Source organism: Paracoccus aeridis (assembly GCF_004923205.2).
Classification (GTDB): domain Bacteria; phylum Pseudomonadota; class Alphaproteobacteria; order Rhodobacterales; family Rhodobacteraceae; genus Paracoccus; species Paracoccus aeridis.
This window is the reverse complement of record NZ_SELD02000018.1, coordinates 131,597-144,962: the sequence shown is the minus strand read 5'-3', so window position 1 is coordinate 144,962 and position 13,366 is coordinate 131,597. Positions and strand designations below refer to the sequence as shown.

The window sequence follows — 13,366 nt, the reverse complement described above, 5'->3', positions numbered from 1 at the left end:
CCGGTGCTTTCTCAGCTTTTCGCGGCCGGCGCGGCGGCGGGGCCCACCACCTGCGAGATCATCCCGCGCACGACGCGGACCTTGACGCCCTGCGCGACCTCGACGTCGACCTCGTCGTCGCGGACGGCCGCGACGCGGCCGATCAGGCCGCCGTTGGTGATGACCTGGTCGCCCTTCTTGAGCGCCGAGACCATGTCGCGGTGCTGGCGCAGCTTCTTCTGCTGCGGACGCAGGATCAGGAAATACATGATCGCAAACACCAGCAGCAGCGGGATGAACTGCGCGAAGGCGGCGGTTCCGCCGGGGGCGGCTGCCTGGGCGTAGGCGGGGGTCACGAACATCGGCGTTCCTTCGTCGGTGGCCTGCGAAAGCCGGGCAGGCGGAATGCAGCGGAAGCGGGAGGCTCCGGCGGATTGGCGCGCAAACTAGCGACGGGCTCGGGGGATGTCCAGAAACGCGCTGCCCTTGCCCGCCTGCGGCCCCGGCCAGCCGTGGGTCGGCGCGCGATGCGGTCCCGGACCCCATGCGAAAGCAGCAACGCGAAGGCCCCGCTTTCGCGGAGCCTTCGTCATTGCAGTCTCAACTGGCGGATCAGAACGTGTAGCCGATCTTCATGCCGATGCCGATGGCGTCGTTGCCTTCCATCTCGGCCCGCGCCACGTCGGGGGGGCCTGTTTCCGCGCGCGCATCGCCCAGCTTGAAGTAGCTGATCCCGGTCGTGACCTTGAACTTGTCCTGGGTATAGATCGCGGCCAGCGAGATGCCCTTGCGGCCGTTCGTCGGCGCGAGCGGGGACACGAGGTCGTCGTCCTCGGACTTCTCATAGGTGATCGACGCGGCGCCCGACCAGTTTTCGGTGAACTTGCGGCCCACGCCCAGCGTGAAGGTCGTGCTGTCCTCGAGCTCGACCAGACCGTCGGTGACGCCGAAGCCCGCCGGCGGAGCCGAGACGAGCACCTGCGGGTTCACCTTGAACTCGGACCATTTCACCCAGCGGATCGAGCCGAAGACCAGCGTCCCCGGCGCCACTCCGGTCTGGCCCTCCAGGTTCCAGCTGCGCGGGGTGTGGACCTTCGTCCGCGATTCGCCGCCCAGCGGGAAGCCGCCAAGGCTTTCGCGGGTGTCGAACTCGTGCTCGATATCCGAGTTGTAGGTCAGCGACACGCGGGCGGCGATCTCGGGCTTCTCGTAGCTGACGCCGACGACGTAACCGGCGGCCCAGTCGTCATCCAGCCTGACGTTGTAGCCGCTGAGCGGGCCGTAGGCCGCGCCCTGCAGGTTCACCTCGCCGTCCGCGCGCGACCCGCGCAGGCCGCCGTGGACGCCGAAGCCGTTGTCCATGGTGTAGCGCAGCAGCGCCGTATAGGTGGTCGAGTTCACCTCGGCCGAGGTGCCGCCCAGCGCGATCGAGTCGCCCACCGGGTATTCGATGTCGGCGCCGTAGGGCTGTTCCACGATGAACGCGGCAGACAGGTTGTCCTGCAGCTGCTGCTTGTAGGCGAAGCCCACGAAGCCGTAGGCGTCGGCTACGCTGCCCGTGTCGCGGCCGCCGAAGATCGGCACGTCGGTGCCCGAGACGTCCGGCTTGACGCGGCCGAAGTTCACTTCGGCGTAGTTGCCCGGTTCGAACAGCGCGCCCAGCGACTGCGGCGCCCGCTCGATCCCGCCCGCGAGCACCGGCGCGGTGCTCAGCAGCAGCGCTGCCGTGACGGCGAAACTCTTGTTCATGTCCGTTCCTCCCCCCGCCTGCAGTGGCGGTCTCTCGCCGACATTGGCGCGCCGAACCCCCCTGACGCAAACGTGACGCTGCGTTGAGCTTGCGAAGCGTTGAAATCGTGCCGCACACGCAACGGTAGAAGGATGCGGCACCCTTCGCGATGCCTTCCGGTCGGTGATCCGCGCGGTTTCATGGCAGTCGGCAACGGCTTCCCCCCGGGTGCTGGACTTTGCACCCGCGCCGTGACAGGGGGACTTGCCAAACGAAGCCCTGACAGGATCGATTCCCATGCAGATTCGCGAGGCGCTGACCTTCGACGACGTCCTTCTCGTTCCGGCCGCTTCCAGCGTGATGCCGTCGACCGCCGACGTGGCCACGCGTCTGACGGCCCGGATCGCGCTGAACATCCCGCTGATCAGTTCCGCCATGGACACGGTGACCGAAAGCCGGATGGCGATCGCCATGGCGCAGGCGGGCGGGATCGGTGTCATCCACCGCAATCTCTCGACCGAGGCGCAGGCGGACGAGGTCCGGCGGGTCAAGCGGTTCGAAAGCGGGATCGTCTACAACCCGATCACGCTGCGGCCCGATCAGACGCTCGCCGACGCGAAAAGCCTGCAGGAACGCTACAACGTGACCGGGTTCCCCGTGGTGGACGACGAAGGCCGCATCCTCGGCATCGTCACCAACCGCGACATGCGCTTCGCGAGCGACGACAGGACCCCGGTGCGGGCGATGATGACCGCCGACAACCTCGCGGTCCTGCGCGAGCCCGCCGACCGGGCCGAGGCGCTGAGCCTGATGAAGGCGCGCCGGATCGAGAAGCTGCTGGTCACCGACGAGCGCGGCCACCTGACCGGCCTCCTGACGCTGAAGGACAGCGAGAAGTCGGTGCTGAACCCGCTCGCCTGCAAGGACGACAAGGGCCGCCTGCGCGTCGCCGCCGCCTCGACCGTGGGCGACGAGGGGCACGAGCGCAGCCTCGCGCTGGTCGACGCGGGCGTGGACCTGGTGGTGATCGACACCGCGCACGGCCATTCCGAAGGCGTGGCGCGCGCCGTCGCGCGGCTCAAGGCCGAACATCCCGACGCGCAGGTCTGCGCCGGCAACGTGGCGACCGCCGCCGCAGCCCGGGCGCTGGTCGATGCCGGGGCGGATGCGGTGAAGGTGGGGATCGGCCCCGGTTCGATCTGCACGACGCGGATCGTGGCTGGCGTGGGCGTGCCGCAGCTGACCGCGATCATGGACGCGGTTGCGGGCGCGGGCGACGTGCCGGTGATCGCGGATGGCGGCATCAAGTTCTCGGGCGATTTCGCCAAGGCGATCGCGGCCGGCGCAAGCTGCGCGATGGTCGGCAGCGCCATCGCCGGGACCGACGAAAGCCCGGGCGAGGTGATCCTGTACCAGGGACGGTCGTTCAAGTCCTATCGCGGGATGGGCAGCCTGGGCGCGATGGCGCGCGGCTCGGCCGACCGCTATTTCCAGAAGGACGCCGCTTCCGACAAGCTGGTCCCCGAAGGGATCGAGGGGCAGGTGCCGTACAAGGGCACGGCGGCGGCCGTGATCCACCAGATGGTAGGCGGGCTGCGGGCCGCGATGGGCTATACCGGCAACGCCACGATCGAACAGATGCGCGGCGGCTGCGAATTCGTCCGCATCACCGGCGCGGGGCTGAAGGAGAGCCACGTGCACGACGTCCAGATCACGCGGGAGTCGCCGAACTATCGGCTGGGGTGAACGACGAGTCACGGGATTGTCGGTGCACCTGTCTCGACTCTGATCGGCCGACTGACGCGGGTTCAACAGGGCTGGTCTTTCCTGGTGCAGGGCCGGGCGACGTTCTGCCGCTCGCCGATGCTGCCGGTCGCGTTGGCTAGAGCGCGGGCAGGGCCGCGGAATACGGGATCGGCAGATCGGCGATCACGCGCGGGCCTCCTTCAGCGCATCTTCGGAAAACCAGCGGCGCCCCAGTCGCAAGGCCACGTTCACCAGCCCGATCAGCACCGGCACCTCGACCAGCGGGCCGATCACGGCGGCGAAGGCCACCGGCGAGGCCAGGCCGTAGGCGGCGATGGCCACGGCAATCGCCAGCTCGAAGTTGTTGCCGGCGGCGGTGAAGGCGATGGCGGTGGTGCGCGGATAGTCCCTGGCGACCAGCCGGCCCATGGCGAAGCTCACCAGGAACTGGATGGCGAAATACAGCACCAGCGGAATGGCAATCCGGAGGGCATCGAGCGGCAGGCGCAGCACGTCGCCGCCTTTCAGGCTGAACATCGCGACGATGGTGAAGAGCAGCGCCAGCAGCGTGATCGGGCTGATCTTCGGCAGGAACACCTCCCCATACCACTCCGCCCCCATGCGGGCGATCAGGATGCGGCGGGTCAGGAACCCGGCCAGGAACGGCAGGCCCAGGTAGATCAGCACGGCCTCGGTCACGGTCCGGAAGCCCACGTCGACGACGCTGCCCTCAAGCCCGAAGAGCGGGGGGAGCACGGTCAGGAACAGCCAGGCGTAGGTGGAGAAGAACAGGATCTGGAAAATCTAATTGAAGGCCACCAGCCCCGCGACATACTGGCTGTCGCCGCGCGCGAGTTGGTTCCAGACCAGCACCATGGCGATGCAGCGCGCAAGGCCGATGAGGATCAGGCCCGTCATGTATTCCGGCTAGTCGCGCAGGAAGATCACGGCGAGGACGAACATCAGCACTGGCCCGATGATCCAGTTCTGCACCAGCGACAGCAGCAGCACGCGCCTGTCGGCGAAGACGCGGTGCAGTTCCTCGTAGCGCACCTTCGCCAGCGGCGGATACATCATCAGGATCAGGCCGATGGCGATCGGGATGTTGGTCGATCCGATCGACAGGGCATTCAGGCCATTCGGCAGGCCGTTGAAGATCGGCCGAGCCCGATGCCGAGCGCCATGGCCGCGAAGATCCACAGCGTCAGGTACCGGTCGAGAAAGAAAAGCCGGCTCGCCGGACGCGGAGAGGTCATCGCGATAACCTTTGCTTAGGCAGGGCGGGTGCGGTTGCCCTGGGCATCCACGACCCATTCGGCGTCTTCCTTGCTGAAGGCAGCCCGTTGCGGCGGCAGCAGGTCCAGCACAGCCTCTGAGGGACGGCAGAGCCGCACGCCCCTGGGGCTGACGACGACGGGGCGGTTGATCAGCACCGGATGCGCCATCATCGCATCGAGCAGCGCCGCTTCGGACAGGGACAGATCGTCCAAACCAAGCTCGGTGTAAGGCGTTTCCTTCTCGCGCAGCAGGTCGCGCGGCGTGATCCCCATGCGGGTGATCAGCTGCACGAGCAGCGCCCGGGCGGGCGGCGTCTTCAGATACTCGATGACATGCGGCTCGACGCCGGCATTGCGGATCATCGCCAGCGTGTTCCGCGAGGTGCCGCAGTCGGGGTTGTGGTAGATGACGACATCCACGGTCAGGCGCTTTCGGTGAAGCCGGGATCGGAGGCGCAGTCGAGCGCCGCGATGGCCGGGGCGCAGATCTCCGGGTGGGCCCGGCAGCAATCCTTCATCAGGAAGCCGACAAGCCCGGCCAAGGCGGGATAAACGGCGCGGTAGATGATGAAGCGCCCCTCGCGCCGGGACTGGATCAGCCCGGCATGTTCGAGATGGGTCAGGTGGAACGACAGCCGCGACGTGCTGGCGCCACCCACAGCTTCCCCGATAGCGCCGGCGGCCATGCCGTCAGGCCCGGCCTGCACCAGGATCCGCACGACCTGCAGCCGCGTGTCCTGGGACAGGGCCGTGAAGGCGGCTAGAGCTTCGGACTCGTTCATCTCATCACCTCAACGTCTGATGAGATTATGAGTAATCTGCTGGGAAGGTCAAGGTGCTTGAGCCTAGGCTTGGAATTTGGCCGCGTTGAACGGGGGCCGCGTTCACATGGCAGAGGTTGCAGGCGCAAAGCTGCCGCCGCGGTCAACGTCCGTCCGGCAGACGATGTCGCTGCGCATCATTACGGGCCAAGGTCAGGTCGGGTTGCTATTCTTTTTGTGTCACTTGCGGGCTGGGCCGCGAACTGAAGCCGCCATCCCAACACAAGCGAGCCACAAATGTTATCGCAACTGCCATGTCGGCAGGGCGTTAGCTGGCAGATCCCCGTCGCCGAGCTCTCGATGGCGGTTGATCGAAGGGCCGCGTCTTGCTGCATCGCAGTCTTCCCATCGGGTTCGCCGCATGCGAGGCGCTGCAAGGACAGGAACATTCATGATCGACGCTGTCCTCTTTGACATCGACGGGACGCTCGCTCACCGCCGCGAAGGACACGTCACTGCATGGGTCGCCGTGCCGGGGGCGATGGGCCGGAGATGCAACCGCCAAGCTGACCAACCCCCCGCAGAAACGGAGTTCCACGATGCAGAAGCCACTGTCTGAACAGGTGATCGTCATTACCGGGGCGACCAGCGGGATTGGTCTTGCCACGGCGCGGCACGCAGCGGGGCAGGGCGCCCGGGTGGTGCTCGCCGCCCGGTCCGAAGGCGTTCTGCAGGACGTCGTCCGCGAGATCAGCGACGCTGGCGGCGACGCGCTGGGCGTCCCGACCGATGTGGGGGTGCGCGCCCAGGTCGAGGCGCTGGCTCAGGCCGCGATCACGCGCCATGGCCGGATCGACACCTGGGTCAACAACGCGGGCGTGTCCCTGTGGGGCCGGCTTGACCAGGTTTCCGAGGAGGACATGCGCAAGCTGTTCGAAACGAACCTCTGGGGCGTCGTGAACGGCAGCCTCGCCGCGCTTCCCCACCTGCGCGAAAGCCGGGGGACGCTCATCAACCTCGGCAGCATCGCGTCCGAAGTCGCGTTTCCCGTGCAGGGGATCTACGCGGCCTCCAAGCACGCGGTGAAAGGCTTCACCGACGCGCTGCGCACCGAACTGCTGCACGACCGGGCGGGGGTCACGGTGACGCTGGTCAAGCCCGCGTCGATCGGCACGCCCCTGACGCGGCACGCCCGCAACATCACCGGCCGGGCGGCGCGACTGCCACCGCCGGTCTATGCGCCGGGCGAGGTGGCGCGGGTCATCCTGCGCGCCGCCGTCCACCCCACGCGCGAGGTCTATGTCGGCGGTGCCGGCCCGATGCTGGGCGCCATGGCCGCGCTCGCCCCCGGGCTTTTCGACAAGCTGGGTGCCTCGGCGGTTTACAGCGCCCAGCTGGGCCAAGCTGAAGCCCCGCAGGCGGGCAACCTTCACGCGCCGCTTTCCGAGGCGCAGGAAGACGGTGAGCAGGTCGGGTGGCCCAGCCTGTACTCGCGCGCCGCGAACGGCCCTGCCGCGCCCGTGCTGGCGCTCGGCCTGGCCGCTGCGGCTGCGATCCTGCTGACCCAGCGGCGCCACCGACGCCACTGACAGGGTCGCTTCCGGCCGCGGCTTCCCACGTCGTCGCCACATCTTGAACACGGAGTTGCAGAATGGCTGACGAAGCAGACCACCGCGAGCACATCGTCTGCCTGGGCGGCGGCAATGCGCTTGGCGCGTTCTATGGCGGGGTGGTTCAGGCTTTCAGCGAACGGGACGTCGTTCCGGTCCACATTTCCGGGACTTCGATCGGGGCCATCACCGCAGCGCTCTGGATGGGCGGCGCGCCCGACGGCGCGGTCGACCGGCTGAAGCAGTTCTGGAACGCCGCCGCCGACAAGGCCGTCTGGGGTGCAGCGTCGATCTGGCGGCGCAATGCCGTGGTCCGCGCCTTGCTCTACGGCCGGCCCGCGCTGTTCCACGCCAGCTTCCCCGGCATGCTGGCGGCGATGCCCGGTGTGCCCCCGGATGACCATGTGTTCGACACCGCCCCCATGCGGCGTCTGCTGCTGGGACTCATCGACTTCGACGCGCTGAACGCGTCCGCCTGCCGCATCACCATCTCGGCCATGGACCAGACCACGGCCGAAGTCCTGCGCTTCGACAACCGCACGGGCCACCTGACCGTCGACCATGTCCTGGCCAGCGCCTCGATTCCCGTCGCCTTCCCGCCGGTGATGCTGGAGGGGCGCCCGCTGATCGACGCCGGCCTTGGCGACAACTGTCCGGCGTTGGCGCTGCTCGACCGGCCGATCGAGGGTCCGACCTGCGCCTGGATCGCGGACCTGTGGCCCGCGCGGGCCGAGCGCGCGGGCAGTCTCGACCTGATCCTGCGCCGCAGCCAGGACATCGCCTTTGCGGCGCAGAGGCTTCGGTCGGTCGGCGAGCTTCGAAAGCACCTGGCCGAGCGATCCGGCGAGCCGCCGCCGGTCACGTTGACCGAGATCGTCCACGATGGGGCCGGGTACGAGATCGGCGGCAAGGCCTTCGACTTCACGCAAACGGCCCTCGCGCGCCGATGGGCGGCGGGCCATGAGCAGACGCGGCGGGCACTGAACAGCGTTGCCTGAGGGCAGCGCTATGAACGGGATCGATCGTCTGCCGACCAAGGGCGGGCGGCGCTCTGCCGCCCGCTGTTTCGACGCCGCCGGTGCGGCAACAGCCCTGCCGCTCAGCCGGGGTCAGGAACTGCCGCGTCTTGTGCGCCAACCGTCGCGATCCCCGCCGCCAGCACCCCGATCAGCGTCAGCACCGCGATCCCCAGGCTGACATACCGCGCGGATTCCATGACGGACCCGCCCCCGGCCGCCATCAGCGTTCCCGCCAGCGCCGAGGTGATCGAAAACGCGATCAGCTGCGTGGTGGTGATGGCGGCGGCAGCCTTTCCGCCCTCGGCAGGATCGTCGGTGCTGCTCATCGCGGCGACGCCCAGCAACGGCCAGGCCAGCCCGATGCCGACCCCCGCCAAGGCAAGCGCAGCGGCCCAGAGCGTCACGGTCTGCCAGCCCGCGCCGGGCGACTGCAGCAGGCCGTAGACGATCAGGCCGGCCGTCAGCAGCACGGGGCCGAGACGGATGGCGCGGCGGCGCCCGGCCTCGGACGAGACCGAGACGACGAACAGTTGCGCGATGACCCAGGCCAGCGACAGGACCGCGCCCAGCAGCCCGGCGACCAGCGGGCTCAACCCGGCAAGCTGCTGGCCGAACAGCGGGATGAAGTTCTCGACCATCACCCCGGCGCTGAGCGCGGCGACCGTCAGGTAAACCCATTTCAGCGCATTGCCGCGGCGATAGGTCATCTTCGGCAGGATCGTGTTGTCCGCCCGCCGCTCGATCAGGACGAACAGGCCCAGCAGCACCAGCCCGACCCCGACCGCGGCGAGCGTCGGCCAGCCGATCGGCACCACCGCGCTGACGCTGATCGCCACCGTGGCCAGGATCAGCGCGATCAGCGCGGCCGCGGGCACCGGCGCCGGACGCCCCGACCCGGCCATCCCCGCGAACGAGCGCCGCGCCAGCAGCGCGAACAGCAGCGACACCGCCGCCAGCGCCCCGTAGGACCAGCGCCACAGACCGAGTTCCGCGAACAGGCCGCCAAGCGCCGGGCCGAACAGGGTGCCCACGCCCCACATGGCCGAGACGACCCCGGTCGCCCGCGCCCAGTGCCGTTCCGGCAGGGCGGTGCGGATCACCGCATAGCCGAGCCCCGCCAGAAGACCGCCGCCCAGCCCCTGGACGACGCGCCCGGCGATCAGAACCTCCATCGTAGGGCTGGCCGCATTGCCGGCGGCGCCGAGGGCGAAGGCCGCGAATGCGATCAGATAGGCGGTTGCCGGTCCTCTCTGATCCAGAACGCGGCTGACGAACAGCGAGGCGACGATGGCCGAGATGACGAACGCCGTCGTGACCCAGGCGTAATACCGCTGCCCGCCGATGTCGGCCACGATCGAGGGCATCAGCGCCGCCGTGAAATACAGGTTCATGGCGTAGAGCAGGATGCCGCTGGCCATGACCGCGACGATGACGAGGTGGCGGCCGGACAGAAGGTCCGCCCAACCGTCGCGGTGCGCGTGCGTTGTCCCGGCCGGTCCGGTCATGCCGGCCGGATCGCTGGTCGTGTTCATGATGGATGCTCCGTAGGAAAGAAGGATCAGGCAGTCCTGCGGGCCGCCAGCGACAGGGCCAGCACCCCGAGCGAGACGGCAAGGACGATGGCGGGGGCGGTCGAATGGCCGTAATCGCCATGCACCACCGTGGTCAGCGTGGCGGCCGCCATCACCAGCGCCCCCAGTGCCGCCCCATGGGGCCGCGACGCGGCCCCGATCAGCAGCACGGCGGCGGTCAGTTCCAGCAGCGCGGTGACATAGTGGAACCAGGCCGGGTAGCCCCATGCCGCGTAGGCCGCGGCGTTTTCCGCCGACAGGAAGAGATTGCCCCAGGCGCCGAACAGGAAGAAGGCCGCCAGCAGCCAGCCAAGCAGGTGTGACAGGATGGGAATGGTTCGCTTCATCGCGCCTCGCATGATTCCGGACCGGGGAAGCCGCTTTCTCTGGCGCAGGGCTCGACGTGGCGGGCGTTCCGTCATAGATTGAGCGAACACTCTAACATACTGGCCGCGAGGTCAAGATAGTTAGAGCGTGCGCACTATTTTTCCGGAGGCCGCATGGCGCGCAAGCTCGTTCCCGAACAGCACGAGAGCAAACGCAGGGAGATCCTGGCGGCCGCGCATCGCTGCTTTCTGCGCCACGGACTGCAGGGCGCTTCGGTCGCGGTGATCTGCAACGAGGCGGGGATCAGTCCCGGCCACCTCTATCACTACTTCCCGAGCAAGGAGGCGATCGTCGAACAGATGGCCGACGACTACCTTGCCGGCCTGCACGCCCATTTCGCCCGGCACACGCAGGGCGAGCCGGTGGCGACCGTTCTGCTGTCGGAACTGTGGAGCATGGAGGGCTGGGACGATCTGGCCCATTGCCGCATCCTGTTCGAACTGCTGGCCGAAGGCGGCCGCAACGACAAGATCCATGCGATCCTGCAGGCCAACAGCGAGGGTGTCCGCAAGCTGCTGGCCGCCACGATCACGGCCGGGCAGCAGCGGGGCGAGGTCGATCCCGGCCTCGACGCCGATCAGACGAGCGCGGTCCTTCTCGCCGTGCTGGACGCCGCCCCGATGCTGCCGCTGATGACGGCGGGGCTGGATTTCGAAAGCTGCCGCGCGCTGATCACGACGATGGTCGGCCGCTTCCTGCGGCCCCAGTGACGGCTGCGCGGATCACCATGCACAGGACAGGCGGATGAGCGACACAGCGGCAAGACGATCCGGGGCAAAACGATCGGGGCGGCATCCATGACGCCCGAAACGACGACGGCCGGCCTTGCGATGGCCCAGACGATGCTCGCCCTGAGCCTCTATACGGTCGTCACATCCATCACCCCCGGACCGAACAACATGATGGTGCTGGCGTCCGGCGTCAATTTCGGCATCCGCAGGACGGTCCCCCATATCCTGGGCATCAGCGTCGGCTTCGCGGTCATGATCGTCCTCATGGGCACCGGGCTGGGCGCCGTGTTCGAGGTCTATCCCTGGCTCAACACCGTGCTTCGCTGGGTCGGCGGGGGCTATCTTCTGTATCTCGCCTGGAAGATCGCAGGCTCGAACGCGCCGGACGCCCCCGACGGCGCGGCGGGAAAGCCGCTGGGCTTTGTCGGGGCGGCCGCGTTCCAGTGGGTCAATCCGAAGGCATGGGTGATGGCCCTCGGGGCGGTCGCGACCTATCTGCCGGCCCATCCCTCGCTGTCGTCGGTCGCCACGGTGGCGCTGCTGATGGCGGCGATCAATGCCCCGTGCGTCGGGATCTGGGCCGCGTTCGGCGTCGGGCTGCGGCGTTTCCTGACCGAGCCGTCCCGGCTGCGGGTCTTCAACGTCACGATGGCGGGACTGCTGGTCCTGTCGCTGTACCCGATCTTTCTGAACTGACGCGTGGCGCGCTTCCGGGGCGGGCGGGGGCGGTCAGGCAGCTCGCAGGCGGGCGGTCACGAAATCGGCGCGCTGCTCGATCCCGGCCAGTGGAAGCTCCATGATCCGGTAGCCGAGACGGCGATAGGTCTCGGCCATGACCCTGCCGGTCGCCTCGGCCTCGGCCCGATCCTGCTTTCGCTCGGCATCCTGCGTGAAGATCGCGTCCCAGTAGGGGGCAAGGAACACCTGCCTGTTGTAGGCATGAACCTTCGCCGCCCGCTCGACATGATCCGGGACGGGCAGGCCGCACAGCGTCAGATACCCGACGACATCGGGAATCCCGCGATCCATCAGGACGGGCGAGGCGATTGCAAGCGCCTCGCGATGGGACCGCATCTCCCAGCCGAGCATGAGTTCCGCGAAAAGCGCGCGGTCCGCCCACGGCAGGGCCGACCCGCCGATCGCGACCTGATCGCGGATGATGGCCCGCCCGGCCTCGGGCATCGTGCGGTATCCACGGGCCGCCAAGGCGTTGATTAGGCTGCTTTTCCCTGAGCCGGGGCCGCCGGTGATGATGAAGAGGTGTTCTGACATTGGAAGTCCTTTGATGGGAGGAGGGCTGTTGACCTAAGATCGCCAATCGCGGCCGCGCGGCGGTTTCAGCAGGCAGGCCCCCCTGCGTTTCGGCGGAAAACGCCCGCGGCTGTCACGGGGCGGCCGGGCCATGTGGGCAAAGAGGGCGCGGCGCGCTACACGGGGCCGCGGCAGCCGCGTCGTCTGTGCGTCGTGCTCAAGTGGAAAGTGCCCATGAAGATCCTCCTTGCCAATGCCCACCCCTACATTCCGCAGATGGTCGGGGGCGCGCAGTCCAGCATCAACGATCTGGCCAAAGAGTTCGCGGCACGCGGGCACGAGGTCAGCGTTCTCGGCGGCCTGACGGGCAAGGGGCGGCTGGGGGCGATGAGCCGGGTCAAGCTCAAGCTGAATCGGCGCGGCTATGTCGTGGACCGGACGCTGGGCTACCCGGTCTATCGCGCCTGGTTCCCGTGGGAGGTCGCGGCCGACGTCGCGCGCCGCGTCGGCGCGGACGTGGTGGTGCCGCAGTCGCTGTTCCCGGTGAAGATCGCGCAGGCGCTCGACGGCGTGGATACCCGCGTCGTCATCTACCTGCGAAACGCCGAGGTCGAGGATCTGGGCGGCAGCCTTCACGGGCTGAAGGGGGTGACCTACGTCGCCAACTCGAACTTCACTGCCCGCCGGTTCCGCGAACTGTTCGATGTCCACGCCGAAGTTGTCTATCCCCTGATCCGGCGCGAGACCTACGAGACCGAGACGACGCGCGAGAACGTGACCTTCATCAACCCCCACCCCCGCAAGGGGCTGGAGGTCGCGCTGGGTGTCGCCGCGCGCTGCCCCGAGATCCCGTTCGTGTTCGTCGCGGGCTGGATGCTCGAATCCGACGACAGGGCCAGGCTGATGGAACGGCTGGCGGCGCTGCCGAACGTCACGCTGAGGCCGTCCACCAGCGACATGAAGTCGGTCTATGGCAAGGCGCGGATCGTCCTTGCCCCGAGCCAGTGGGAGGAGGCGTTCGGCCGGATCGCGGTCGAGCCGCAGTTCAGCGGAATCCCGGTCGTCGCATCGGACCGCGGCGGCCTGCCCGAGGCGGTGGGACCGGGGGGCGTGCTGATCGACCCCCACGCGCCGGCGGATGTCTGGGCCGACGCGGTTCGCAGGCTGTGGCACGACCGCGACTACTACGACGCGACCTCGCGCGCGGCACGCGACTTCTCGTCCCGCCCCGAGATGGACCGGGGCGCGCAGGTCGACAAGCTGCTGTCGATCTTCGCCGGAAAGGGCGGCGTTCCCGCCTGAGGG

13 protein-coding genes and 1 pseudogene are annotated in these 13,366 nt (G+C 68.4%); 6 read left to right on the top strand and 8 right to left on the bottom strand.

From position 1 onward, the window contains the following. Positions 1-11: 11 nt before the first annotated feature. Positions 12-341 carry a preprotein translocase subunit YajC gene (gene yajC, locus ELI80_RS07375; RefSeq protein WP_136650465.1) on the bottom strand — a complete coding sequence of 110 codons (330 nt, stop codon included), beginning with the start codon at positions 339-341 and terminating at the stop codon, positions 12-14. Between the two features lie 250 nt (positions 342-591). Continuing rightward, on the bottom strand, positions 592-1,728 hold the full coding sequence (locus ELI80_RS07370; protein ID WP_136650464.1) for an OmpP1/FadL family transporter: 1,137 nt from the start codon (positions 1,726-1,728) through the stop codon (positions 592-594). A 277-nt stretch (positions 1,729-2,005) separates the two neighbouring features. Here ELI80_RS07370 and guaB point away from each other — a divergent pair, with 277 nt between their 5' ends. Beyond that, positions 2,006-3,454, top strand: coding sequence for an IMP dehydrogenase (gene guaB, locus ELI80_RS07365; RefSeq protein ID WP_136650463.1), 1,449 nt, complete (start codon positions 2,006-2,008; stop codon positions 3,452-3,454). Between the two features lie 183 nt (positions 3,455-3,637). Here the strand turns inward: guaB and arsB are convergent. From arsB to ELI80_RS07350, 3 genes and pseudogenes are all read right to left on the bottom strand, one after another. Further along, positions 3,638-4,710 (bottom strand): annotated as a pseudogene (gene arsB / locus ELI80_RS07360) (ACR3 family arsenite efflux transporter). Between the two features lie 15 nt (positions 4,711-4,725). Beyond that, positions 4,726-5,151, bottom strand: coding sequence for an arsenate reductase (glutaredoxin) (arsC, locus tag ELI80_RS07355; protein WP_136650462.1), 426 nt, complete (start codon positions 5,149-5,151; stop codon positions 4,726-4,728). Positions 5,152-5,153: 2 nt separating this feature from the next. Continuing rightward, on the bottom strand, positions 5,154-5,513 hold the full coding sequence (locus ELI80_RS07350; protein WP_136650461.1) for an ArsR/SmtB family transcription factor: 360 nt from the start codon (positions 5,511-5,513) through the stop codon (positions 5,154-5,156). A gap of 578 nt (positions 5,514-6,091) precedes the next feature. Between ELI80_RS07350 and ELI80_RS07345 the strand changes: the two genes are divergently transcribed. Continuing rightward, entirely contained in the window at positions 6,092-7,081 is a 990-nt protein-coding gene (locus ELI80_RS07345; RefSeq protein WP_136650460.1) for an SDR family oxidoreductase, read from the top strand. A 62-nt stretch (positions 7,082-7,143) separates the two neighbouring features. Further along, positions 7,144-8,100, top strand: coding sequence for a patatin-like phospholipase family protein (locus ELI80_RS07340; RefSeq protein ID WP_136650459.1), 957 nt, complete (start codon positions 7,144-7,146; stop codon positions 8,098-8,100). Positions 8,101-8,201: 101 nt separating this feature from the next. Here ELI80_RS07340 and ELI80_RS07335 read toward each other — a convergent pair whose 3' ends face one another. Continuing rightward, complete coding sequence (locus ELI80_RS07335) at positions 8,202-9,653, bottom strand: MFS transporter (RefSeq protein ID WP_136650458.1); 1,452 nt, start codon at positions 9,651-9,653, stop codon at positions 8,202-8,204. A 26-nt stretch (positions 9,654-9,679) separates the two neighbouring features. Further along, complete coding sequence (locus ELI80_RS07330; RefSeq protein WP_136650457.1) at positions 9,680-10,039, bottom strand: DoxX family protein; 360 nt, start codon at positions 10,037-10,039, stop codon at positions 9,680-9,682. A 153-nt stretch (positions 10,040-10,192) separates the two neighbouring features. Between ELI80_RS07330 and ELI80_RS07325 the strand changes: the two genes are divergently transcribed. Next, positions 10,193-10,789: a TetR/AcrR family transcriptional regulator gene (locus ELI80_RS07325; RefSeq protein WP_136650456.1), complete on the top strand. Its 597-nt coding sequence runs from the start codon at positions 10,193-10,195 to the stop codon at positions 10,787-10,789. An 87-nt stretch (positions 10,790-10,876) separates the two neighbouring features. After that, entirely contained in the window at positions 10,877-11,506 is a 630-nt protein-coding gene (locus ELI80_RS07320) for a LysE family translocator (protein WP_236641377.1), read from the top strand. A 33-nt stretch (positions 11,507-11,539) separates the two neighbouring features. Here ELI80_RS07320 and ELI80_RS07315 read toward each other — a convergent pair whose 3' ends face one another. Further along, on the bottom strand, positions 11,540-12,082 hold the full coding sequence (locus ELI80_RS07315) for an AAA family ATPase (protein WP_136650455.1): 543 nt from the start codon (positions 12,080-12,082) through the stop codon (positions 11,540-11,542). A 213-nt stretch (positions 12,083-12,295) separates the two neighbouring features. Here ELI80_RS07315 and ELI80_RS07310 point away from each other — a divergent pair, with 213 nt between their 5' ends. Then, the gene (locus ELI80_RS07310) at positions 12,296-13,363 is read left to right on the top strand and encodes a glycosyltransferase (protein ID WP_136650454.1); all 1,068 of its coding nucleotides are present in this window, start codon (positions 12,296-12,298) and stop codon (positions 13,361-13,363) included. Positions 13,364-13,366: the final 3 nt, after the last annotated feature.

Excerpts from the sequence above, each read along its gene's own strand:
- ELI80_RS07335 (WP_136650458.1), bottom strand. The coding sequence starts at position 9,653 with ATGAACACGACCAGCGATCCGGCCGGCATGACCGGACCGGCCGGGACA.
- yajC (WP_136650465.1), bottom strand. The coding sequence starts at position 341 with ATGTTCGTGACCCCCGCCTACGCCCAGGCAGCCGCCCCCGGCGGAACC.
- ELI80_RS07310 (WP_136650454.1), top strand. The coding sequence starts at position 12,296 with ATGAAGATCCTCCTTGCCAATGCCCACCCCTACATTCCGCAGATGGTC.
- ELI80_RS07325 (WP_136650456.1), top strand. The coding sequence starts at position 10,193 with ATGGCGCGCAAGCTCGTTCCCGAACAGCACGAGAGCAAACGCAGGGAG.
- ELI80_RS07345 (WP_136650460.1), top strand. The coding sequence starts at position 6,092 with ATGCAGAAGCCACTGTCTGAACAGGTGATCGTCATTACCGGGGCGACC.
- guaB (WP_136650463.1), top strand. The coding sequence starts at position 2,006 with ATGCAGATTCGCGAGGCGCTGACCTTCGACGACGTCCTTCTCGTTCCG.
- ELI80_RS07320 (WP_236641377.1), top strand. The coding sequence starts at position 10,877 with ATGACGCCCGAAACGACGACGGCCGGCCTTGCGATGGCCCAGACGATG.
- ELI80_RS07350 (WP_136650461.1), bottom strand. The coding sequence starts at position 5,513 with ATGAACGAGTCCGAAGCTCTAGCCGCCTTCACGGCCCTGTCCCAGGAC.
- ELI80_RS07340 (WP_136650459.1), top strand. The coding sequence starts at position 7,144 with ATGGCTGACGAAGCAGACCACCGCGAGCACATCGTCTGCCTGGGCGGC.
- ELI80_RS07315 (WP_136650455.1), bottom strand. The coding sequence starts at position 12,082 with ATGTCAGAACACCTCTTCATCATCACCGGCGGCCCCGGCTCAGGGAAA.
- ELI80_RS07330 (WP_136650457.1), bottom strand. The coding sequence starts at position 10,039 with ATGAAGCGAACCATTCCCATCCTGTCACACCTGCTTGGCTGGCTGCTG.
- ELI80_RS07370 (WP_136650464.1), bottom strand. The coding sequence starts at position 1,728 with ATGAACAAGAGTTTCGCCGTCACGGCAGCGCTGCTGCTGAGCACCGCG.